This window comes from Sporolactobacillus pectinivorans, assembly GCF_002802965.1.
Lineage (GTDB): Bacteria > Bacillota > Bacilli > Bacillales > Sporolactobacillaceae > Sporolactobacillus > Sporolactobacillus pectinivorans.
This window is the reverse complement of the sequence record NZ_NXGA01000001.1, coordinates 751,364-772,045: the sequence shown is the minus strand read 5'-3', so window position 1 is coordinate 772,045 and position 20,682 is coordinate 751,364. Positions and strand designations below refer to the sequence as shown.

The 20,682-nt window shown below is 46.7% G+C and carries 20 protein-coding genes and 1 pseudogene; 7 read left to right on the top strand and 14 right to left on the bottom strand.

The genetic code is table 11. From position 1 onward, the window contains the following. Positions 1-35: 35 nt before the first annotated feature. Both argS and COP04_RS03950 read right to left on the bottom strand, forming a co-directional pair. Positions 36-1,706: an arginine--tRNA ligase gene (gene argS / locus COP04_RS03955; protein WP_100486794.1), complete on the bottom strand. Its 1,671-nt coding sequence runs from the start codon at positions 1,704-1,706 to the stop codon at positions 36-38. Between the two features lie 76 nt (positions 1,707-1,782). After that, positions 1,783-2,232, bottom strand: coding sequence for a YwiB family protein (locus tag COP04_RS03950; protein WP_100486793.1), 450 nt, complete (start codon positions 2,230-2,232; stop codon positions 1,783-1,785). Positions 2,233-2,657: 425 nt separating this feature from the next. Between COP04_RS03950 and COP04_RS03945 the strand changes: the two genes are divergently transcribed. From COP04_RS03945 to COP04_RS03935, 3 genes are all read left to right on the top strand, one after another. Next, the gene (locus tag COP04_RS03945; RefSeq protein WP_100486792.1) at positions 2,658-4,700 is read left to right on the top strand and encodes a transglycosylase domain-containing protein; all 2,043 of its coding nucleotides are present in this window, start codon (positions 2,658-2,660) and stop codon (positions 4,698-4,700) included. Positions 4,701-5,203: 503 nt separating this feature from the next. Next, positions 5,204-5,653, top strand: a complete 450-nt coding sequence (locus COP04_RS03940; RefSeq protein WP_100486791.1) for a DMT family transporter — start codon at positions 5,204-5,206, stop codon at positions 5,651-5,653. Positions 5,654-5,666: 13 nt separating this feature from the next. Continuing rightward, complete coding sequence (locus COP04_RS03935; RefSeq protein ID WP_100486790.1) at positions 5,667-6,134, top strand: DMT family transporter; 468 nt, start codon at positions 5,667-5,669, stop codon at positions 6,132-6,134. Between the two features lie 63 nt (positions 6,135-6,197). On the opposite strand, the gene COP04_RS03930 is transcribed toward COP04_RS03935, so the two are convergent. Beyond that, positions 6,198-6,728: a YwhD family protein gene (locus COP04_RS03930; protein ID WP_100489515.1), complete on the bottom strand. Its 531-nt coding sequence runs from the start codon at positions 6,726-6,728 to the stop codon at positions 6,198-6,200. A gap of 580 nt (positions 6,729-7,308) precedes the next feature. Between COP04_RS03930 and COP04_RS03925 the strand changes: the two genes are divergently transcribed. The 3 genes from COP04_RS03925 to COP04_RS03915 all read left to right on the top strand — a co-directional run bounded on the left by COP04_RS03925 (position 7,309) and on the right by COP04_RS03915 (position 9,237). Next, positions 7,309-7,539 carry a hypothetical protein gene (locus COP04_RS03925; protein WP_100486789.1) on the top strand — a complete coding sequence of 77 codons (231 nt, stop codon included), beginning with the start codon at positions 7,309-7,311 and terminating at the stop codon, positions 7,537-7,539. A gap of 35 nt (positions 7,540-7,574) precedes the next feature. After that, a complete protein-coding gene (locus COP04_RS03920; RefSeq protein WP_100486788.1) occupies positions 7,575-7,805 on the top strand; it encodes a YdbC family protein in 231 nt (76 codons plus the stop codon). A gap of 217 nt (positions 7,806-8,022) precedes the next feature. Next, the gene (locus tag COP04_RS03915; RefSeq protein ID WP_100486787.1) at positions 8,023-9,237 is read left to right on the top strand and encodes a glutathione synthase; all 1,215 of its coding nucleotides are present in this window, start codon (positions 8,023-8,025) and stop codon (positions 9,235-9,237) included. 47 nt (positions 9,238-9,284) lie between these two features. On the opposite strand, the gene COP04_RS03910 is transcribed toward COP04_RS03915, so the two are convergent. The 6 genes from COP04_RS03910 to COP04_RS03885 all read right to left on the bottom strand — a co-directional run bounded on the left by COP04_RS03910 (position 9,285) and on the right by COP04_RS03885 (position 14,143). Then, positions 9,285-9,803 carry a YwgA family protein gene (locus COP04_RS03910; RefSeq protein WP_100486786.1) on the bottom strand — a complete coding sequence of 173 codons (519 nt, stop codon included), beginning with the start codon at positions 9,801-9,803 and terminating at the stop codon, positions 9,285-9,287. A 35-nt stretch (positions 9,804-9,838) separates the two neighbouring features. Beyond that, positions 9,839-11,128 carry an HD domain-containing protein gene (locus tag COP04_RS03905; RefSeq protein ID WP_100486785.1) on the bottom strand — a complete coding sequence of 430 codons (1,290 nt, stop codon included), beginning with the start codon at positions 11,126-11,128 and terminating at the stop codon, positions 9,839-9,841. Positions 11,129-11,300: 172 nt separating this feature from the next. Further along, on the bottom strand, positions 11,301-12,086 hold the full coding sequence (locus COP04_RS03900; protein WP_100486784.1) for a PHP domain-containing protein: 786 nt from the start codon (positions 12,084-12,086) through the stop codon (positions 11,301-11,303). A gap of 103 nt (positions 12,087-12,189) precedes the next feature. Next, the gene (locus tag COP04_RS03895) at positions 12,190-12,852 is read right to left on the bottom strand and encodes a YczE/YyaS/YitT family protein (protein WP_204988016.1); all 663 of its coding nucleotides are present in this window, start codon (positions 12,850-12,852) and stop codon (positions 12,190-12,192) included. A gap of 28 nt (positions 12,853-12,880) precedes the next feature. Continuing rightward, a complete protein-coding gene (locus COP04_RS03890; protein ID WP_204988015.1) occupies positions 12,881-13,543 on the bottom strand; it encodes an alpha/beta hydrolase in 663 nt (220 codons plus the stop codon). A gap of 174 nt (positions 13,544-13,717) precedes the next feature. After that, positions 13,718-14,143, bottom strand: a complete 426-nt coding sequence (locus tag COP04_RS03885) for a MarR family winged helix-turn-helix transcriptional regulator (protein WP_100486783.1) — start codon at positions 14,141-14,143, stop codon at positions 13,718-13,720. A gap of 161 nt (positions 14,144-14,304) precedes the next feature. On the opposite strand from COP04_RS03885, the pseudogene COP04_RS03880 reads away from it, so the two are divergent. After that, positions 14,305-14,805, top strand: a pseudogene (locus COP04_RS03880) (YjdF family protein). Between the two features lie 64 nt (positions 14,806-14,869). On the opposite strand, the gene COP04_RS03875 reads toward COP04_RS03880, so the two are convergent. The 5 genes from COP04_RS03875 to COP04_RS03855 form a co-directional block, all read right to left on the bottom strand. Further along, positions 14,870-16,885 (bottom strand): beta-glucoside-specific PTS transporter subunit IIABC, encoded by a 2,016-nt coding sequence (locus tag COP04_RS03875; protein WP_100486781.1) that lies wholly within the window; start codon positions 16,883-16,885, stop codon positions 14,870-14,872. 289 nt (positions 16,886-17,174) lie between these two features. Continuing rightward, positions 17,175-17,972 (bottom strand): GNAT family N-acetyltransferase, encoded by a 798-nt coding sequence (locus COP04_RS03870; protein WP_100486780.1) that lies wholly within the window; start codon positions 17,970-17,972, stop codon positions 17,175-17,177. Between the two features lie 233 nt (positions 17,973-18,205). Continuing rightward, positions 18,206-18,418 carry a hypothetical protein gene (locus tag COP04_RS19385; RefSeq protein WP_157800158.1) on the bottom strand — a complete coding sequence of 71 codons (213 nt, stop codon included), beginning with the start codon at positions 18,416-18,418 and terminating at the stop codon, positions 18,206-18,208. A gap of 58 nt (positions 18,419-18,476) precedes the next feature. Then, complete coding sequence (locus tag COP04_RS03860) at positions 18,477-19,169, bottom strand: HD domain-containing protein (RefSeq protein ID WP_100486778.1); 693 nt, start codon at positions 19,167-19,169, stop codon at positions 18,477-18,479. A gap of 560 nt (positions 19,170-19,729) precedes the next feature. Continuing rightward, complete coding sequence (locus COP04_RS03855; RefSeq protein WP_100486777.1) at positions 19,730-20,578, bottom strand: aldo/keto reductase; 849 nt, start codon at positions 20,576-20,578, stop codon at positions 19,730-19,732. Between the last annotated feature and the right edge of the window lie 104 nt (positions 20,579-20,682).

The window sequence follows — 20,682 nt, the reverse complement described above, 5'->3', positions numbered from 1 at the left end:
GTTTCTTCATCCTTGTCCATTTTCAGACTTTATGATTACATTTTTTCCGGTGCGTCGACACCAATCAGATCCATGCCATTCTTCAGCGTGATCCGGACGGCTTTCATCAGTGCAACACGGGCTTTGCTGAGTGGTACATTGCTCTCGTCAAGCACTTTTTCCGCATTGTAAAAGCTGTGCAGGCTCGACGCCAGGTCGAACAGATAAGATGGAATGTGCTGAATCGCCAGCTTTTCTGCACTGTCGGCAACAACGGCCGGAAAATTGCCGAGCTTTTTCAGTAGATTAATCTCTTTCTCACCGGAAAGCAGGTCCAAGTCCGGTACAGCTGTTTTATCCGGATCAAAATCTTCCGCTTTTTTCAACATGCTCGTAATACGCGCGTACGCATACTGAACATAGAAAACCGGATTCTCGTTTGAATGGGAAATGGCCAGATCAAGGTCAAAGTCCAGATGGCTGTCGGAACTGCGCATTGCGAAGAAGTAACGGGCTGCATCGACACCAACGTCTTCCATCAGTTCCCGCATCGTGACCGCCTTCCCGGTCCGTTTGCTCATTTTGACTTTCTCCCCGTCCTTAATCAGATTCACCAGCTGGATAATCTGCACAGTCAGGTGATCGGGATTATAGCCGAGTGCCTGCATCGCCGCCTTCATTCTTGGCACGTAACCGTGGTGATCAGCCCCGAGCACATCGATCAGCTGGTCGAAGCCACGGTCAAATTTATCTTTATGGTAAGAAATATCCGGTGTGAAGTAGGTGTACGATCCGTCCGTTTTGACAAGTACGCGATCCTTATCATCGCCGTATTGCGACGTTTTCAGCCAAAGGGCGCTATCCTTTTCGAAGGTTTCGCCTTTCCCTTTTAAAAGATCCAGCACCTCCGTGACCTTGTGGGTTTCATAAAGAGAAAGTTCCGAATACCATCGATCAAACGTGACATGGAAATCGGCAAGATCCCTCTTGATGCCGCGCATCAGGTGCTCAACTCCAAAGTTGCGAAAGAAGCGCAGCCGCTCTTCTTTCGGCTTGCTGACAAGCTTGTCACCATACTGCGCTACAATCTGTCGGGCAAGCTCGATGATGTCTTTACCGTGATAGCCGTCTTCCGGAATTTCCGCTTCTTCTCCCAGCTCCTGACGGTAGCGGGCTTCCAGCGAAATCGCCAGATTAGTGATTTGATTGCCACCATCATTAATATAATATTCCGCACTCGCCTGATAGCCTGCCTTATTCAGCAATTTGCAGAGCGTGTCACCGACTGCCGCGCCACGTGCATGGCCGAGATGCAGACTGCCCGTAGGATTAGCGGAAACGAATTCAACCAGGACTTTTTTCCCCGCGCCACTTTCCGAAGAACCATAAGTGCCGCCGGCTTCGAGAATTGCCGGGATTAGATCCGTCAGATACTGATTATCCAGAAAAAAGTTGATGAAACCCGGTCCTGCAATTTCGATTTCGCGAATGTGTCCTTTTTTCTTATCAAAATGGGCGACCAGTTCTTCGGCAATTTTACGTGGTGCTTTTTTCGCAATTCGCGCCAGCTGCATCGCCATATTCGCTGCGAAATCGCCGTGTGTTTTTTCCTTAGGTGCTTCAAGCACGACATCCGGGACCTGTTCCGGTTCCGCCAGACCCGCCCGGATTACAGCTGCCTTAATTTCTTCCTTCAACTGCTGCTTAACTTGTTCGACAATCGTCATCTTTTAACCTCCAAAAATACCTTCAAAACTGCTTTTTTATCACGTGGAGCTGTCTATTGAAAACAGGCTTAGTTTCTCAGTTTTTCCCATGCTTCAGGTCCGAATAACGGAAATTCAGATCGAATGTTCCGGCATACTGGCCCTGAAGTTTTAACTCGTAAACAAGATTTGCCGCCCCTGTCCCATTGTCGCTGTCCCAGACGGCCTCGATTTTTTTTGCCCTTGCTTCGGTCGGAACAGCACCAAGCGGCAATTCGCAGCTCCCGGAAGCAGGCTTTCCAAGAAACAGCGGCTGTCTCAATGGCAACGTACCGGAGCGTCGGAGCAGAGCCTCATCGCTCCCGATTTTCACAATATAATCGGCTTCCCCTGTCCCCTCGATCTTATCTGTAAAAAATAGATAAAGCCCGCCGGCACCCTCGGCCAGCCGGCCCTGAAGCACAGACCGTGTCTGGCTGCCCGCTTCCGGCAGACCGTCATCTACAGTTCGACTCGTAAAAACAAGACAAATTTCACGTGTTTTCACGGATCCGCCTCCAGTCCACCGTCCGATTCGGCGCAATTTTCCATACTTATAATACTATAAAATAATGTCCGGCATCGGGCAAGGCTCAAAAGCCTTTTTTCTTCAAAATTCGATTTTTCTATTGATTTATTTCTATCATTGACTGAAAAAGCGAAGATTAGCCTCCACGTTCATGTTTAGATCCCTTTCTATTGAAACATAATGTGAGAAAGAGTTATCTTTCAGCGATCCTCTTGTCGCGATGTCAGCATCCGGCACCGATGGATTTATAAATTTATTAGAACTTGTTTGTCATATATCGGAATTCAGTGACAACTATCAGCATTATGTGTCAGCTATCCTATTTTTCCGTTACAGACTTGTCTTGCACTAGAAAATGTCCGGACACTCAGGTTCGTTCTTTAAAAATTTGGGGGGCTTTGATCATGCGCTTAGGCAAGCCATTCCGAGAAAGAAGAAAAGGATTTGCGTTCTGGTCCGTGCGGCTGGGTTCATTCATTCCCGCCGCACTTCTCCTTTCCCTGGTCATGATTTTCCTTGCGGCCAAACTCGCCGGGCCGATGGATATACCAGATACACAGCCGGCAATTTTCTATGATAGTACCGGAAAACAGATTGGTAAATGGGATACAAACAACAAGCAGTGGGTTGCGATCAACCGGATGGCCCCGTCAATTAAACTGGCTACACTTGCGATTGAAGACCGGCACTTTTTCCAGCATCATGGTTTTGATCTCCGCCGCATTGCAGGTTCGGCGATTACCGATTTGCACAGTATGTCCAAGGCGCAGGGCGCGAGCACGATTACGATGCAGTATGCGAAAAATTTGTTTCTGACCAATAACAAAACCTGGCTGCGCAAGGCTACCGAAGTGTTCTACACGATCCGTCTTGAAATGAACGAGTCAAAGAAAGACATCCTTGAAGGTTACCTGAATACCATTTACTATGGTCACGGCGCATACGGCATTGAAGCCGCGGCAAAGACTTATTTTAATAAAAATGCGGCTGATCTGTCATTGGCAGAATCCAGCATGCTTGCCGGTATTCCAAACGGTCCGAGCCTCTATTCACCGCTTCTGCACTACGATCAGGCAAAAAAAAGGCAGCGTATAGTGCTGGATACAATGGTCGCGAGCGGTTTCTTGACAAAAAGCCGGGCCGAAGCGGCCTATCGGGAACCGCTTGAATTTTCACATCAGGAAAACGTACCACAGCAGACCGCGCCTTATTTTCAGGATGCTGTCCGGCAAGAGCTGTCCGGCAGCCTGCATTTCAGCACAAAAGAACTGGAGTCAGGCGGGTTGAGAGTCTACACAACGCTAAACGTGAAGTCACAGCAAGCCGCTGAATACTGGGTAAAGAAAACCATTCCCGGAAACTCGAAAATCCAGACCGCTTTAGTCGCACTGGACCCGAAAAACGGTGGCGTAGTCGCGATGGTCGGCGGGCGTGATTACCAGAGCAGCGCGTATAACCGTGCTATTTCAGCAAAGCGTGCGCCAGGTTCCGCATTCAAACCCTTTCTTTACTATGCCGCTCTGAGCAACGGTTTTACACCAGCCACGCGGCTCAAAAGTATACCGACCGTTTTCACGTTCGATGACGGTAAAAAAACCTATGCACCGAATAATTTCGGCGGCTATTATGCTAATGGACCGATCACGATGGAGCAGGCGCTCGCGCTTTCTGACAATATTTTCGCCGTCAAAACACATCTGGCGATTGGCATGGACAAGCTTGTAAATGCGGCGAGGGCAGCCGGCATCACAAGCCCGCTTTCTCCGATTCCTTCACTTGCACTCGGATCGGAACCGGTCAGCGTCCTTGAAATGGCGCGGGGATATGCTACTCTGGCTAATGAAGGAGAAAGGATCCAGCCCGATTTTATTACTAAGATCACGGACCGGGCAGGGCATGTGCTTTATGACTGGAAACCCGTTAAAAAGCAGGTCCTGAGCCGCGGAACCTCTTTCGTCCTTTCCCAAATGATGACTGGCATTTTTGACAAAAGGCTCGACGGTTACACCCAGGTCACAGGTGCTCCGATTGCCAACCAGCTGACTCATAAAATTGCTGCCAAAACCGGCTCGACGCCAACCGATAGCTGGATGGCCGGATTCACCCCCGACCTCGTCACCGCAGTCTGGGTCGGGTATGATAAAGGGGAGACGATCAGTACTTATCCTGATTCCGGATATGCCAAAGACATCTGGTCCCATTTCATGGAATCCGCACTTGACGGCGCGCCGGAAAATCAATTTCGCCCGCCCGATGGCGTGATCAGCGTCAGCGTTGATCCGAAAACCGGCCTGCTGGCGGGCAACGGCTGTCCCGGACGCCCAACCTATTTTGTAAAGGGCACGCAACCTACGGACTATTGCAAAGGGACGGAGAAGAAAGCCGGTAGTTCGAAGAAAAAAGACAATAAAGGCTTTTTTTACCGCCTGTTCCATTGGTGGCAATAAGCCCGGCCATGCCCAGATCTGAATATGATCCTGAAAAGGGGAAGTCCACCTGCCGCATCCTTGATCGTATTCTCCTCCTGCGGTCCCTCATTCAATCCGGGCTCCAGTCTGATTCATAAATTTCTTAGGACTCGCCAGACAATTTGGATATTTAACAGCCGAGCCTTGCAGTTTACCGGCTGGATCTTCACGTACCTGCGGATTCGAAATTTTAATGACCGGGGGCTAGGTGATTGATCAGCCGGATCTTTTTATTTGCTGCCGCTTGAGGCGGGTGCAGAACAAGTGAATCAAACGTACAGACCATGATTTATGGCCGGCAGCCCGCATTTAGAGAGATTGAAGATATTTTCTCATACCAATCCGGAAGACTTAAAATTATTTTTGCTGACAACCGGCCATGTTCAGAAAATTATTTTCATGGCTGGAAGCCATTTTCTTACACTTTTTGCTGAAGTTCTCTTATACTAAAGACGTTAATTCATTATTTGAGGGGTTTTATTATGATTCTGCTTTTTCTGATTAGCGGTCTGATTGCCGGCACGAGCATCCCGGTTCAGACCTCGATCAACTCAAAGTTAGGGCGAAAAGTGGGTTCGCCCTTCCTTTCCTCTCTGATCTCTTTTTTTATCGGAACGCTGACACTGCTTGTGCTTACTTTGTCAATCGATCACCGTCTGACCTTTGCAGCCGCGGCTTTTCGTGTTAATCCGTGGTGGGTATGGATCGGCGGCGGGATTCTCGGTGTCTGCTATTTAACAAGCAATATTCTGCTGCTGCCCAAGCTGGGTGCCGCTCTCACTGTGGTCACGACTCTGTGCGGCCAGATGATCATGGCTATCTGCATTGACGAGTTTGGATGGTTTGGCGTCCCCATCCATGAGTTCAATCTACCGAAACTGATCGGTGTCGTCTGTATGCTTGCCGGCGTGATTCTGATGAAAAGATTTTGAACGGAGGATTTTCATGAGTAAAAAAAGTTTTATGCTCACATCTGTTTTTCTTTTATGGGGCGTCGCTGCCGGCATGGTGTCCCCGGCCCAGACATCGATCAACGCGAAGCTTCGGGTTGCCGTCGATTCACCGTTTCTCGCCTCGCTTATTTCATTCGCGATAGGAACTCTACTTCTCGTTCTGATTATACTGATCATGGAGCATAGGCTGAAATTTGACCTGCGGATTATTCCGAAATCACGCTGGTGGATCTGGATCGGCGGACCACTTGGTGTCATTTTCGTAACATCGAATATTCTGCTGCTGCCGATACTTGGCGCCGAACTGACCGTTACCGCTATTTTATGCGGTCAGATGATGATTGCACTTATTATCGACCATTTCGGCTGGTTCGGTGTCACGCAGCACAAAATCAACTGGCAGCGGATTGTCGGTTTTGCACTGATGATTACCGGCATTGTTCTGATCCAGCATTTTTAAAGAACTTGCAAAAGGCAGGTGGTGAGCCATTATTGGTCCCAAAAACCTGCCTTTTGCGCACGCTCAGTTTACTTCCAACTCTTCCTTCAGTTGAGGATTGGCTCGTTCCCATTGCCCCGGAGCGGCCTGTGCAAGAAAATCCCGAAGTACTTTTTTCGAAGATGCATCCATTTCATCCAGAACAACTTGGCCTTTCAGTGCTTTCTCCATTTTAGTGACATGATCGGCGAGTATCTTGTAGCCTCGGCGGATATCACGATTTATGATCATTTCAGCAGCTCCCGCTCCGGCATAGTACGGTCCCTCCTTCGTGATTTCCGTATTTACCCAGACGATCCAATATTTTTTCCCGCCACCCTGAAGATCGGCTTTATCTTTTGAAAAGCGGATGCGTCGCTCGATGTCGCTGCGCGCATGGAGCGCCCCCATATCGACTTCAGCCGTGCCCGTCCCTACATCAATAATTACCGGAGACATGTTGTCCAGATTGACCAACCCCGCGCCAAAACCACCGTGCCCCTTCGTTGCATCACCTTTTATAATATTAAATCCCGATTTTTTCCCATCCTGATGAAAAATATCCAAAGCGATCATCCCTTCAGAAAAGTGATTCATCTCACATTTCAAGCTAGTACCATTTTATCATAAGCAAAGCTATTCATGCTCTGATTTTCTATTGACAGAAAACAGAATGTGGAATGCTTCACTGGAGTTTATTTCACACTAAAAAAAGCATGTTCTGTAAAACATTAAGCAGACAAATGAAGAGAAGCTATGTGGAAAAACTTGGTGGATTGGCAGCAGATTTCAGGCGAATTTGGACCAGGTTGGAATTTCCACTTTACTTGGAACTCGTCTGGCTTCATTTTTCTTTGATTCGGCTCCCTCTTAAACTTCGTACCGACCTTTCGCTGACTCAGCCCACCTTTAAGCTAATCCGGGCCGATTTTTGTAGTTGTAGTTTTGTAGTTATATCCCGATCATTTTATTTTAAGTTTTTTCCTTGTTCGTTTAAATTTGTGAATCTTCGTTCCCTCGTCCGCTGAATCTTGATACAATTTTGCAGGCGGCCCAGACTTCTCGTGTTTTCGGGGTTGTCCCTGGCCATTGCCAAACGTCTCCGCAACTATTATTCTTGTAGTAGCATGCATTTTGTCTGGAGGATTTTCTGAGAATGATCTTGATTCGATGTATTAAAAACGTCTATGGGGAAACGGGCGATACGGCGCTTGATTTGCTCGAAGAACGGTTGCTTTTTAAATTAAACAATTTTTATATGGCTGAAACAGATGATGACGGGCATTTACTAACGCAGGATGAGGAAGGGGAACCGCACATCATTGCGGACGGCCGGGATATTTTATCGAAAGATTCCTGGTTTCACGAGCATTTTGTTCTGGCATGACCGGGACATCTGCAGCATTGAGGGAGGTAAAAGGTATGGCTGGCATCGACTATGACATCGTGAAAAATATCGGCACTGTGTCCCAGTCCCCAAAGGGCTGGGAGAAGCAGCTGAATGTGATCAGCTGGAACGGCCGCGCGCCAAAGTATGATCTCAGGGACTGGGCACCGGGCGGTGAAAAAATGGGCAAGGGCATCACGCTGACGCTTGAGGAATTGAAGTCGCTGAAGCGGTTGTTGAACCACATGGAGGAGCTGAATAACTGAATCAGATACCGGCAGCAGAAATGATCGCTTGCTGAAATGGAAAGGATGGACTTTTACCATGGATGGATGATGGAAAAGTTCATCTTTTTGCTTCTCCGGTCCCGCGAATTCAATTGATTGAATTCTTGTGCGTAATCCGATAGACTCAAAGATGTTGAATTCGTTGATCAGCAGTTATCAAGTTGCACTTTGAAATCATATTGTGGAGGATTGCCGGATGACTGAAGATAATGGTCCCTGTTCACCCATTACATCGCACGGCCGTTTCGGACTTGAGCGGGAAAATCTGAGAATTGATGCGGACGGATCATTGGCGCTGACCCCTCATCCGAATGTTTTTGGTGATAAATTGACGAACCCGGAAATCACGACCGATTTTTCCGAAAGCCAGATTGAACTGATCACACCAGTCTCCTGTTCAATCCCTGAAATGCTCGCACATGAGGAACGCCTGACGCGGAGGATTTTTCAAGGCATCAGCCCGGAAATGTTGTGGCCGCTCAGTAATCCCCCTTCCGGACTGCCAGCAGAACAGCAGATTCCAATTGCCGATTTTGGTGCGGATGGAAAAGATAAAAATGACTATCGCGCTTATCTGTCGAAAAAATACGGGCGGCACAAGCAGCTCTATTGCGGTATCCATTTTAATTTTTCTTTTTCTTCAAATGAGATCGGGCTTGCCCTGAAAAGTTCAGCCGACCGCAGCCGGTTCTATCTGAATCTTGCAGCGAACGCGCTGCGCGAACGCTTTTTCCTTGTGCACCTGCTGGCAGCCAGCCCCGAACAGTCAGGCGGCACGCACTACCGTTCCGCACGCCTCGGCGCCAACGGCTATAAAAATACCCGACCGGTATATCCCGATTATTCCAGCCCGGAAGCCTATTTGTCCTCAATCCAGTCTTATGTGGACAGAGACTGGATTGAAAGCCCGCGCGAGCTCTACCAACTCGTCCGCGTCAAGGGTCCTGGATTCGAGGATCTTTCTTCCAAACCGGACGCCCGCCGAATTGAGCTGCGTATTCCCGATCTCAATCCTTTTTTCCACGCAGGTATTAATCCGGATGATCTCTACTTGATGCACCTTTACATTATGTGGGCAGCGGTTGAAAAGAACGGGATCTTGGATATGGCAGCACAAAAAGAGGCTGAAGATCTGTCCGACCAAGCAGCGCTAATGGTCATCTCGGAACCGCTCACGGATGCAATGAACCGGATGTTTGATCGGTTACACGCTTTCGTCGTCCAAAATTGTCTGCCCGAAATCTATGGACAGACGCTTAATCATGCACAGAGCAGATGGCTGAATCCGCATCTGAGATACGCGGAACAGATTGCCGCCGGTTCACTGGATAAAAAAAACGGCGCCGGAGTTTTCTGGGCAAATCAGATGAAAAATTTCTACACGAAAACTGCGAGCGGCCGTTGTATTTAATTTGTTTGTTCATTACTTTAAACAAACGTTTGATCAGAACTGCTCAATTACTTTGAAACCGGAAGATGGAGCATTTGGTCCGCCTGCAGTTCAGATATGTATCTGCGTGCTCTTTTGATTTCCTCATCGCTGAACGGTTTGTCCAAAGCCTGCACCTTTTCATTCATGGAGTCGGCAGGAATTTGGTCAAAGTAGAGGATTGTCGCTACCAGTTCAAGAAATGATGTACTCTCCTGCAATAATTTCTCTGTTATCACCTGCACATCCGGGAGAAGCTCTTTGTAATGGCCGATAAAGCTCTCACCGGCTTCCGAGAGCCGGTAACGGCAACCCATTCCGTTATCCTGTTCGGCCTGACCCTCCAGCAGAAAACCGAAATTGCAAAGTTCTTCCAGCTGCATCGTCAATTCATCTGAGTATGGTCCGAAGAAGTTGAATTGAAACCTTTCATAAAACGGAAAACCTATCTTTTGTAAAATATAGATCATTTTCTGCAGCTTTTTTCTACCTGCAATCACACCGGCCTGACCAATGACCGTCGCAATTTTTGCATGATCTTCCAGCATATCTGTCTGCCCCCCGTAAAACATTCAAACATTTATTAAATATGCAAAAGCTCAAATATCTTCTTTTTTGCGGACGAACGATCCGGTAGACTGAGCACCCTATCTTTCGGATAATACAATTTATGATCTGTTCGCCTTTTTCCTGTGATCGCGCCGACAACCTCTGATTCCTGCGAAAGTTCGTGCAGACTGCCGTCAGGCATTTTCAGCTGGATCGGCCGCCGCTCCTCTTCGTCACCCGGCCTGTAAAAATCGTATGGACAGTCAGAGGATGAATCGACCTCCAGATAATAATCCGGGTCAATACCCGCTTCACGAAATGCCTGGGATAGCTCCTCATCGACATAGAGCTGATCCTTTGAAAGCTGCACATATTTGAACAGCCGCCGGTTCATAAAACGGCTGCAAAGATCGCGCAGAATTTCGTCCTGTTCATCCTGCCACACCTGAAAATAGTACATGATTACCGATTCGTCCAGCCTGAGGTAGTCTTGAAGTTTCATCTTTCCTTCAAACAGACTGACTAGCTGCAGCGGCACATTTTTGAAGTGAAATCCTTCGTTATAAAGCCTCTTCGCACGATGAAGAATCTGCGTCAAGATCACTTCCGCACTGCGCGTAACCGGATGAAAATAAACCTGCCAGTACATTTGATAACGGCTCATGATGTAATCCTCGACCGCGTGCATGCCGCTGAGTTTGAAAACAATCTGATCTCCATGCGGCCTCATCACACGCCAAATCCTCTCCATGTCAAAGTGTCCATAGCTGACGCCGGTATAATAAGCATCGCGCAGCAGGTAATCCATCCGGTCGGCGTCGATCTGGCTTGAAATCAAGCTGATCACCAGCCTGTTCTCATAAGTTTTGCCGATGACATCCGCCACCTTTTTCGGAAAATCATCAGAAACCTGCGCAAGCACGCGATGAATCTCCGTATCCCCGAGAATGATGTTCTGCGTAAACTGTTCATGATTTGTGCCAAACACTTTTTCAAAAGAATGGGAAAACGGGCCATGTCCGACATCATGCAGCAGTGCCGCACACAGTGACAATATTGTTTCTGAATCGTCCCAGTCTCCTCTGCTTTTGAAAATATCAATCACGCGCCGGGCAATTTCATAAACGCCAAGCGAATGACCGAAGCGGCTGTGCTCCGCTCCATGAAAAGTCAGGAAAGTCGTACCCAGCTGGCGAATCCGGCGCAATCGTTGAAATTCAGGCGTGCCGATCAGCTCCCAGATCAGCCGGTCATGGACGTGTATGTAACGATGTACTGGATCTTTAAACACTTTTTCTTCGTTCAGTTTTTCAAATTGATCCATAAAAAACACACTCCCGCTCCCTGAAAACGTATCTGCCGTCTATGTCCATCCAAGGATTCTGAGACTCATTATAGCCTGTTTTGTGCAGGCATGGAAGTCGTGGGCAAGCACACATACAACGCCCGGCCTGCGATATTCTCATTTTTTTTCTGAACTTTCCATAGGCATACGCTCACAGATCGTCGATGATTCTTCTTCTGTTTTTAAAGTAAACTGGAATCAAATGGTTATTACGCGCCATCTCGACACCCAGATGATATTTTTCCCCAATCGTTTCCGGCGTATGGTTGTCCCCGCCAATGGTCACATATTCACCGCCCAGTTCACGGTAACGGCGGACGATACTGTCGAGGCCGTCCCGAAAACTTTTCAGGTCGATCAGGCGCAGATTGATTTCCAGGCAAATATTATTGTGAATCAGTGCCAATAAAAAGTTATCGATTAACATCGAGAAATCGCTGTAACGAAGCACGTTATCCGCATACTGGAGATAACGGCACGGATAGTCGATATGGGCAAAGGTATCAATGTATGGGTTCTTGTTGATTGTGTTTTCAGCATAAATCAGATAGTGTGAAAAAAAATCCTGCTTTGACAGAAAATTTTTCTCCTGATCGCTGCAGATGTCATAATCCTGAATATTGTGGACAGAGCCAATGACAAAATCAAAGGGAGAATCTTCAATAATTTTGCGGTTCCGCGCTGTATAGGCCTCCCGGTTGTCCAGCCCGAGCTCGATGCCAAGAAGCAGCTGGTTGTTTCGGTAAGGTGCATATTTTTTAAAATAATCCTCAATCTGAAACTCGACCGGCGATCCATCATCTTTCTGTTCATTCAGATCGTAATGCTCCGTGATAATCAGGTTCAGATGGCATTCTTTAGCTTTTTCAAGTGCGTCATCGAGCTGCATTTCGGCATCAAATGAAAACTGAGTGTGATTATGCGTGTCAAAAGGCATAGTGATTATCTCCCCGGCATCTTTTTTCACCATTGTAACATTTTTACAACCCAGTCAACCATTTTTTTAGTGACGTTTACGAATACTCTGTGCCTATTTTGCGTTAAGTCCGGTGAGCAAACAGCATGGACAGCACATGTTTCGTCCTTTTCCGGTCGAGATAGGCATGGTGCACGTTTTTCACATCAAACCTGCACAGCCTGAAGGTGAACTGGACGAAAATACCGACCAGCGAGACCATGATCAGTGTGCCGATGCCAACCGAGCCACCAAGAAAATATCCGATGAATAGTGCCACCGCTTCATTCATTGTTCTGATTAAGCGTACCGAGCGCTTTGTTTTCCGTGCGATAACAACCATCAGTCCGTCCCTTGGCCCGGTTCCAAGACCCGCGCTAAGATACAAAAAGGTACCAAAGCTCAGAATTGCCAGTCCTGCCAGCACCATCAGCAGACGCAGCACAAACAAGTGATAAACCGGAACTAAATGATTCAGCATCAGCACATCCATAAAAATACCGATAAACAGCATATTGCAGACGGTGCCGAATCCTATTTTCTCACCCAGCAGCCGGTTGATGATCAGAATCAGCAGAGCTACAAGAATATTGCCCATTCCTATTGTGATATGAAGTGTTTTTGCCAGTCCCTGATGCAGCACATCCCATGGCTGAAGTCCCAGATGGGCGTTGATGGTAAAAACAGCGCCAAGTGCAAATAGAAATAAGCCAAGAAACAATTTGGACAACATTATGATTAATTTCAAGAGTTCAGTTCCCCCAAGTCTCGTATAGTTAACTATAAATGCTCGTGATCAGTCTAACAATGATAGAAGCAGTCGTATTGAGTGTAAAAATGTCACTGTGCAACGCACTCTTAATCTCAAACGAGGTATGCTCATCCCATTGTCTGCATGCATCAACGATTTCAGGAATATCCCGTGAACCAAACAGGACAAATTTTTGGCTGTCCTGTTTAAAAACCGGTTGCGGAAAAGCGGAAATCATTTTTTCAAGAATAAGGGGGGCGCGCTCATTGACCCGGTAATGTCTCAATTCTTTCAATTTTTTTCTTGTATTTTCGCCAAAAGCCCGGCAGATTGCCGGAGAAATGCCAATCGCAGCATCCGCATCACTGATTAGTGCAAGCCGCCCCCCAAGTGAATGGCCGATGGCGATTACCTTCCCACCGAATGATCGGCAATAGTTGACTGTCTCCTGGATATCGGACAAAACTGATTCATCAAAATCCAAAGGCTGTTCCCCATGCCCGCGAAGATCAATGGCAAATGTTTTCAGTCCTGTTTCCGCTACTCGAAAGGCAAGCCCTAGCTGTTCCTCTTTTGAGCCGCCGTAACCATGAATAACCAGCGCCGTCCCCATTTCCTCCAGTGGTGTCAAAACAATGGCTGGTATATCTGCCGTCTTCAGTTTGATGATTGTCCGCTGAATTTTCAATCGATAACCCTCCTATTAATATTTTGATGTCAAAGTAACTGTGCAAAAAACATCTCTATTATTGTCGCGACATATATTGGCAATTATTAAGGCGAGCACTGCTGGATTCGATACGGCTTTTACTCCATTCAGTGCAGCTTTATTCATTTTTCATCTGCTTGTTATCTACTTTTTTTATTCCATATTATGATAAATTTTTCGGACAAGCTGTTGAAACCTGCTGATTTCCTCGACCGTCATTCCAAAATATGCCATGGCGTACAAATCTTCCGAAACTTGCTTGAAAAAAGGTTCAAGACTTCTCCCCTTTTCTGTCAGACAAACAACACTTGAACGGCGGTCTGCAGCATTCTCTCTGGAGAAAATATAACCTTTTCGTTCAAGTTTGCGTACAAGCTGGGTGACTGTCGATCTGTCCCTGTGAATCAGCGTGGCTATTTCTGTCATCGTCACCTCATCTCGTTTAAATAAAGCAGCCAGGATATCGCCATGTGAGGGGGCCAGATCGTTCATTCCCTGCCCGCGCAGTTGTTCAACCAGAAATGCATTCGCCTTTTCGTGTATTCTGCTGATCAGGTGGATCGTATTGTCAGTTTTCATAAATTAATAATACTTTGATGTCCAATTAGTTTCAAGCGATATGTCTTTCTATGGCTGAGAAGTGCAGATCAACTGCCGCTCAATGCCGATTGACACGCCGGCCTGATCCATGATTCAATGATCCTGTGAAATGAAAAAACACAATCCGGTCGGTAGTCCGGATGCACCGCTTACAGCGGTACCAGTATCCTTCCCTCCTCGGGATGTCCGTCATTTCATTCAACGATTTCAGAGGAGGAACCATTATGAGACTCACGGTTTATTTTGACGGACAGTTTTGGTTGGGTATTATTGAAGTATCGGAAGCCGGATATTTGAAAGTGTTCCGCTATGTTTTTGGCGCGGAACCCAGCAATCCGGCCATCCTGTCGTTTGTCAGGCATCAGCTCCCTCGACTGCTGGCAAACAGGAGGCTGGCAGAATCAGTTGATGGAGCAACTGACAACAAGTATCCGGCGCACCCGAAACGTGCCCAACGCATGGCCGCAAAAGAAATGAAAAAGAAAGGTATCGGAACATGAGCGCAGAATGCAATGAAGCTGGCGATCAGTGCGCACAAGGCAGATACAAAGCGCAGCGCAAAAATCAGGCGTGAAAACCTGATCAGAGAACGCTATTTGCTTAGAAAAGAAAAAGCAAGGCAGAAGCATCGCGGAAAATAACAAATACTGATGAGAAAAAGGCGTTCATACCCTCCATAGGTATGAACGCCCTTTAAAACTGATTTTATTTAGATTCATCCGATTTTGCGTAAATTTGGATCACTTCGTCGCCGGAGGCTGTGTTTCCGGTCGATGGAACGACCGCTTCATAGTCGCCCGTATTCGTGACAAGAACCATTGTGGTTGTATCGTAGCCTGCTTCCTTGATCTTGTCCACATCAAACGTGGCAATCAGGTCGCCCTTGTGAACTTTAGTTCCCTTTTCAACCTTGGGCTCAAAGTACTTACCGTTGAGCTGTACGGTATTAATGCCAATATGGATCAGAATTTCTGCGCCGTTATCAGATTTAATTCCGTAAGCATGTCCGGTCGGAAAAGCGACAGTGACTTCTCCATCGACCGGAGCAACAACTTTGCCTGCAGCTGGCTCAATGCCGACACCCTTCCCCATCGCTTCTGAACTAAAGACCGGATCGCTGACCGTCTTCAACGGAACTGCTTTCCCTTCAAGCGGACTCTGAATCGTTTCGGTGAGATTCAGGCCAGAAGTATCAACGGCAGGTTCCTCGACAGCTGCTGCCGCTGCTTCATCCTCAGCCGTGTCACCCAGGTTTTCCTTCAAAGCGGCTGTTTTCTTCTCCGTCAGGCTTTTTTTCCCGGAAGTGACCTTGGCGAACAGCTTTTCAGTGTTGCTTTCGTTGAATCCAAGCAGGATGACCAGTAGAAAAGAACAGAGCCAAGCTGCCAATCCGGCAATCGCAGCCATGACAATACTTGAATTTTTCCCAATAAACAGCGGCATTTCAAACACGTTCATGATTGGTGTATATTGAAAACATTTTACACCTGCAGCGCCAATAATTGCACCGCCGATTGCACCGCCGATCAGGCCGAAAATAAATCCTTTTTTGTATTTTAAGTTAATACCGTAAATCGCCGGTTCGGTAATTCCAAAGAATCCACTGATAGCCGCAGAAAATGCGATCTCTCTGTTTTTTTCCTTTTTTGATCTGAAAATTGCTGCCGTAACAGCGCCGAATTGTCCGGCAACAGCGCAAAACATGACAGCCAGCAACGTGTCATAACCATACGTATGAATATTAATGAATGATATCGGCAAAATGCCCCAGTGCAAGCCGAAAATAACAAAGATCTGGAAGGTGCCACCTAGGATCACACCGGCAACGAGCGGGCTCAATCCATAAAGAAATTTATAGCCGTACGCGAGCCACGTACCAAGCTGAGTTCCAAATGGCCCGATGATGAAGAAGGTCAGCAATCCGGCAACAACGAGTGTGAGGAATGGCACAAACACCAATTGAGTGACAGCCGGTAGCCGCTTTTTGAACCATTTTTCAATATAACTTTCCACCCAAATAGCGAGAATCGTCGGAATAACAGCTCCGCTATATGTTTTAAAATCAACAGCGTAGCTTCCAAGGTGTGCGAGCTTCGGAATCGTACTGTCTGTCAACGGATAAATCATGGCGCATGCCAACGCCACTGCAATAAATCGATTGGTATTAAACTTGTCGGCCGCAGTAATTGCAATAAAAATGGGGAGCAGCGTAAACACACCGCTTGCCAGCGCATTAATACTGATATAAACGGGTGAATGAACTGGCAGCCAATGGAACGTCGAAATGAGAATGGCCAGACCCTTCAGTACGCCCGCTCCGGCAAGGACTGAAATAAATGGTGTAAAAATACCTGAAATCACAGCAACGAACTTTTCAAACCAGTTTTCTTTTTCCGCCGGCTCAGAAGCCTCCGGATCGCTGCCGTTTGCACCCAGTCCCGAGCTTGTATCACTGTCCGCCGCGCTGAAATGATATTGGTCCATAATCGCTTCGTAGACCGGAACAACTTCATCGCCGATGACCACCTGATATTGTCCGCCCGCACTGACTGCGGTAAGAACTTTCGGCAGATCTTCAAGCGCCGCTTTGTTGGCTTTACTGTGGTCCTTTAATCGGAAGCGCAATCTTGTGGCGCAATGAATTAATGAATTAACGTTTTTCTTACCCCCAACATTAGCTACGATGTCGTGTGCAAGCTGGGTGTAATCCTTTTTGGCCATTTTTACAAATCCTCCTATAAAACGTTTACAAAAAACATTTTACAACTTCAGAACTCTATTTTCAAAAAATATTTCTATCGTCTTCGAGATATTCTGCCCAATTTCAGTGCCGATCACGTTCAAACACTTAAAAGATCTTTGCGGGCAACAAAAATAATTTTAGGATAACGTGCTCTTCTTTGTCAAATATATTTTCACATATCAAATTTGTTCATGGCTAAAAAACGGCAACATAAAAGGGACAGTATGCGTCCCTTTTATAAAAAATGTTTCTCTGTTTTTCTATCAATCAGTAGTTCACCATGACCCATTCTCCAATATCGACAAAACCCAGCCTTTTGTATATTTTCCCAGCGGCGGGATTGTCATAAAAAAGACATGGCTGCTTATGTTCCGCTTTGAGTGCGGCAATCATTTTAATCATACAGGCCGTTGCCAGGCCCTGATGCCGATAATCCTTTTGGGTGCACACACCGACAATCATTGCCGCTCCGTGTGTTTCGGCCGTGGTTGAAACGACGCTGACCGGCTCGTCTTTTTGTTCGATATAATAAGTCCGCGAGATTCCTTTTTCCATATTTTTCTGTAGAACGGCGGGATCCTTCTCTACAGAAGAGAATTCATCAATACCTGATGTAAGCTGCACTATTTTGTCTGCTTCTTCCGGAAAAGCCATTTTTACATCCCGTCGGGCAACGTCTCTGTTGAGCGGCAGACCATCTTCACGTTTCGCATAGAAGCAAAGCTTTTTTTCTCTCTGCGATGCATGAACGAACGGAAGAACTTTGCCGACCATTCTTTTCAGTCCGGAAATCATCTTCAGCTGCCCGGCCTGGCTGATAACATCCCCCCATGCCTTGCCGTCCAGTTTCTCTATGTCTCTTGCATAGGGGATAAAATTTTCACGATAGCGGAGTAAAATACTTGTCAGAGACCCTACCTCGTCGAAATCTCCCCAGACCGTAACTGTGTCACTTTCAAATCCGAATGCTTCAATGTCGCCAATAATGAATAGATTTTCTGCCGAGCGGTCGCCTACAAAAGCCAGCACCGCTTCTCTGTCTTTTTCCGTTAATTGCCGGATCATATTGAAAATCCCTCCCCTGTTCTCCCCCATACTCTATAATTGTAACGGTCTGGATGGCCTAGCGAACAAGCCACAGAGCACCGCGACTTCGACGTTGCCAACGCCGCACTCAGGACGTGGCGTTTTTTGTCGAAGTTCTCTTACTTGTTCTGCCACTCATTGCTTCGGCTCCAGAACCGGAATTAATTTTCTCTTTTTTCTTTAAAATAATTTAAAGTTAATTATTCATTCATCTATTTTAGGAAAAATATTTTCAATGGGAAGTGACAGAAAGCACAGTCTGTTTCGCCCAGCTTATGGCACTTCTCAATCGGGTGACAAATCACTGTTTTCATTTTTTCTGGTTTTGCTAGATCTTGTGATGCCTTCGGACGGTTCATCAGGGAAAGACTATCAAAATGGCGTCCCGCAGCTGATTTTCTTAATAAAACCAGCCAGTTTTCCAATTCTGTTTCATCTTCTTGTTCTCAAGTGATCAGATTGCTTGCAAAGATACGCGGGGCTTTATTCATTTTTGAACATCAGAAGTGCCTTTGCATGCCAGGACAATGCTGCATCGCTTTCTTTAAAAAACTGATTCAGAAACAGGATCATAAATTGATGACGCTCTTCGGCCAGTGCTTTCCCTGCCTCAGTGTTCATCCGGTCTTTCAGCAGAAGCAATTTCTCAAAAAAATGATTCACTGTTGTGGATTGTTCCCGCTTATAGCCTTCCGCCGTGTGATGTTCTTTCGGAATTATTTCCGGATCAAACATCGCTCTTTTTTTGAAACCGCCATAGGCGAATGCCCTCGCGATGCCAATCGCCCCGATGGCATCCAGCCGATCCGCGTCCTGAACAATCTTACCTTCCCGGGTTTGCATAGGTGTTGGAATGCCAGCCCCTTTGAATGATAGATGGCTGATAATCCGGCAGACATGATCCATGGTCTTCTGATCCGTATCTTGGGATTTAAGCCAGATTTCCGCTGCTCTCGAGCCGGCCTCGTCATCGCCGTTGCTGAACTTCCAGTCAGCAATGTCGTGCAGCAAAGCCGCCAGTTCAATCACTCTTCTATTTGCACCCGGGTTGGGTTCCCGTTCCAGCAGCTGCAGGCTTGTGTGATAAACGCGCTGGATATGCCCCCAGTCATGGCCGCTCCCCTCTCCATAAAATTTTTCCCTGATAAATATCTTCGTTGCTTCGACAAGATTCATCAGTGTTCCCCCGTCATTATAAAGAGATGGCACAATCATTTTATATCCAAAAAATTTCGGTTCTTATTTGTGCCTTCGCCCGAATTTTACTTGATTCGACTCATTTTCTTATGTTACGACTTAGATTAGGTTAGTCTGAACGGCAGACACTTCAAAGCAGTTTATCACTGCTTTACGTTTTGTTCCAGCTGCTAAGTGAGGTAGATATATCAGCTGATTTCAGTTTGAATTCGCTGCGCTTTCGGTTCGTTTTTGCTTGGTTCATTTTCTAGAATGAAGGTTCCAGAATCCATCAAAATGTTCTTTAAACACTTGTTTAATGACACCGCTGTGCCACGGTTCGAGCCTTTTAAGCGTTCTACAGATCGTTTAACGGGCAGTCATCCACAAGTCGATATTTTATAATTTTCTAGACAGTTTAAAAAAACATGCCGATTGGCAAGCCTTTAGGCGATGCCAGAGGCCTAGTTGTACTTACACTTTAATCCTTGAAATTTTTATACTTTCTTAAAGTGTAAAAAAGGCGGTCTTTAAAGGCCGCTTAAAAATAGCATTGTCAATTAGATCTCCTCATATTTTTCGTCCGGAACCGGGCCATTGCGCCCATCTTTGCGGTCGAGTGCATCGATCATCCGCATCTCATCGTCGGTCAGCGAGAAGCCATAGACATTGGCATTCTGGGCAATCCGTTTCGGTGTCTGCGATTTGGGAATAACAATCGTGCCGCTTTGAAGATGCCAACGGATGATCACCTGCGCCGGTGATTGGCCGTATTTCTCAGCAATCTTCCCGATTGTTTCATCGCCAAGCACTGCACCGCGTCCGAGCGGGCTCCATGCTTCAGCGGCAATATCCTGCTTTTTCAGATAATTACGCAATGTCGCCTGAGTGAAATAAGGGTGGATTTCCATCTGATTAACAGCAGGCTTAACGTTGGCCTTCGTTGCCAGTCTTTCAAGGTGATGAATTTCGAAATTACTGACACCGATGGCACGGACAAGTTTTTCATCATACAGTTTCTCAAATGCCTTCCATGTCTCAAAAAAGTGTTTCTTGCTCGGCCAGTGGATAAGGAGCAGGTCGATCTGTTCGATCTGTTCGATCTGCAAATCTCTCAGTGACTGGTCGATCGCTTTCAGTGTGCTGTCATAACCCTGCAAAGAATTGGCAATTTTTGTCGTAATGAACAGATCGCTTCGCTGAAAACCGGACTCGCGCAGCAGTTTGCCCAGCAATGCTTCATTTTTGTAAAACTCCGCTGTGTCAAACGCACGGTATCCCGAGTCCAGCGCCTTGTCAATCGCTGCCCTCGCTTGATTCTGATCTGTAATCAGATAGACACCGAAGCCATGCTGCGGCATCTCTACGCCATTATTGAGCTTCACTGTGTCATTAATTGATGTAACCATTGTAAAGACACCCCTTCCGTCAGCATTCAGTGCGTTCAATCTACGGTTTTCAGTATATCTTTCACTAAATTAGGCTTCAAATGAAAAGGCCGAATGTCAATGGA

Bases quoted from the DNA above. Each gene is read 5' to 3' on its own strand.
- argS (WP_100486794.1), bottom strand. From the start codon at position 1,706: ATGACGATTGTCGAACAAGTTAAGCAGCAGTTGAAGGAAGAAATTAAG.
- COP04_RS03945 (WP_100486792.1), top strand. From the start codon at position 2,658: ATGCGCTTAGGCAAGCCATTCCGAGAAAGAAGAAAAGGATTTGCGTTC.
- COP04_RS03940 (WP_100486791.1), top strand. From the start codon at position 5,204: ATGATTCTGCTTTTTCTGATTAGCGGTCTGATTGCCGGCACGAGCATC.
- COP04_RS03935 (WP_100486790.1), top strand. From the start codon at position 5,667: ATGAGTAAAAAAAGTTTTATGCTCACATCTGTTTTTCTTTTATGGGGC.
- COP04_RS03930 (WP_100489515.1), bottom strand. From the start codon at position 6,728: ATGATCGCTTTGGATATTTTTCATCAGGATGGGAAAAAATCGGGATTT.
- COP04_RS03925 (WP_100486789.1), top strand. From the start codon at position 7,309: ATGATCTTGATTCGATGTATTAAAAACGTCTATGGGGAAACGGGCGAT.
- COP04_RS03920 (WP_100486788.1), top strand. From the start codon at position 7,575: ATGGCTGGCATCGACTATGACATCGTGAAAAATATCGGCACTGTGTCC.
- COP04_RS03915 (WP_100486787.1), top strand. From the start codon at position 8,023: ATGACTGAAGATAATGGTCCCTGTTCACCCATTACATCGCACGGCCGT.
- COP04_RS03910 (WP_100486786.1), bottom strand. From the start codon at position 9,803: ATGCTGGAAGATCATGCAAAAATTGCGACGGTCATTGGTCAGGCCGGT.
- COP04_RS03905 (WP_100486785.1), bottom strand. From the start codon at position 11,128: ATGGATCAATTTGAAAAACTGAACGAAGAAAAAGTGTTTAAAGATCCA.
- COP04_RS03900 (WP_100486784.1), bottom strand. From the start codon at position 12,086: ATGCCTTTTGACACGCATAATCACACTCAGTTTTCATTTGATGCCGAA.
- COP04_RS03885 (WP_100486783.1), bottom strand. From the start codon at position 14,143: ATGAAAACTGACAATACGATCCACCTGATCAGCAGAATACACGAAAAG.
- COP04_RS03875 (WP_100486781.1), bottom strand. From the start codon at position 16,885: ATGGCCAAAAAGGATTACACCCAGCTTGCACACGACATCGTAGCTAAT.
- COP04_RS03870 (WP_100486780.1), bottom strand. From the start codon at position 17,972: ATGATCCGGCAATTAACGGAAAAAGACAGAGAAGCGGTGCTGGCTTTT.
- COP04_RS03860 (WP_100486778.1), bottom strand. From the start codon at position 19,169: ATGAATCTTGTCGAAGCAACGAAGATATTTATCAGGGAAAAATTTTAT.
- COP04_RS03855 (WP_100486777.1), bottom strand. From the start codon at position 20,578: ATGGTTACATCAATTAATGACACAGTGAAGCTCAATAATGGCGTAGAG.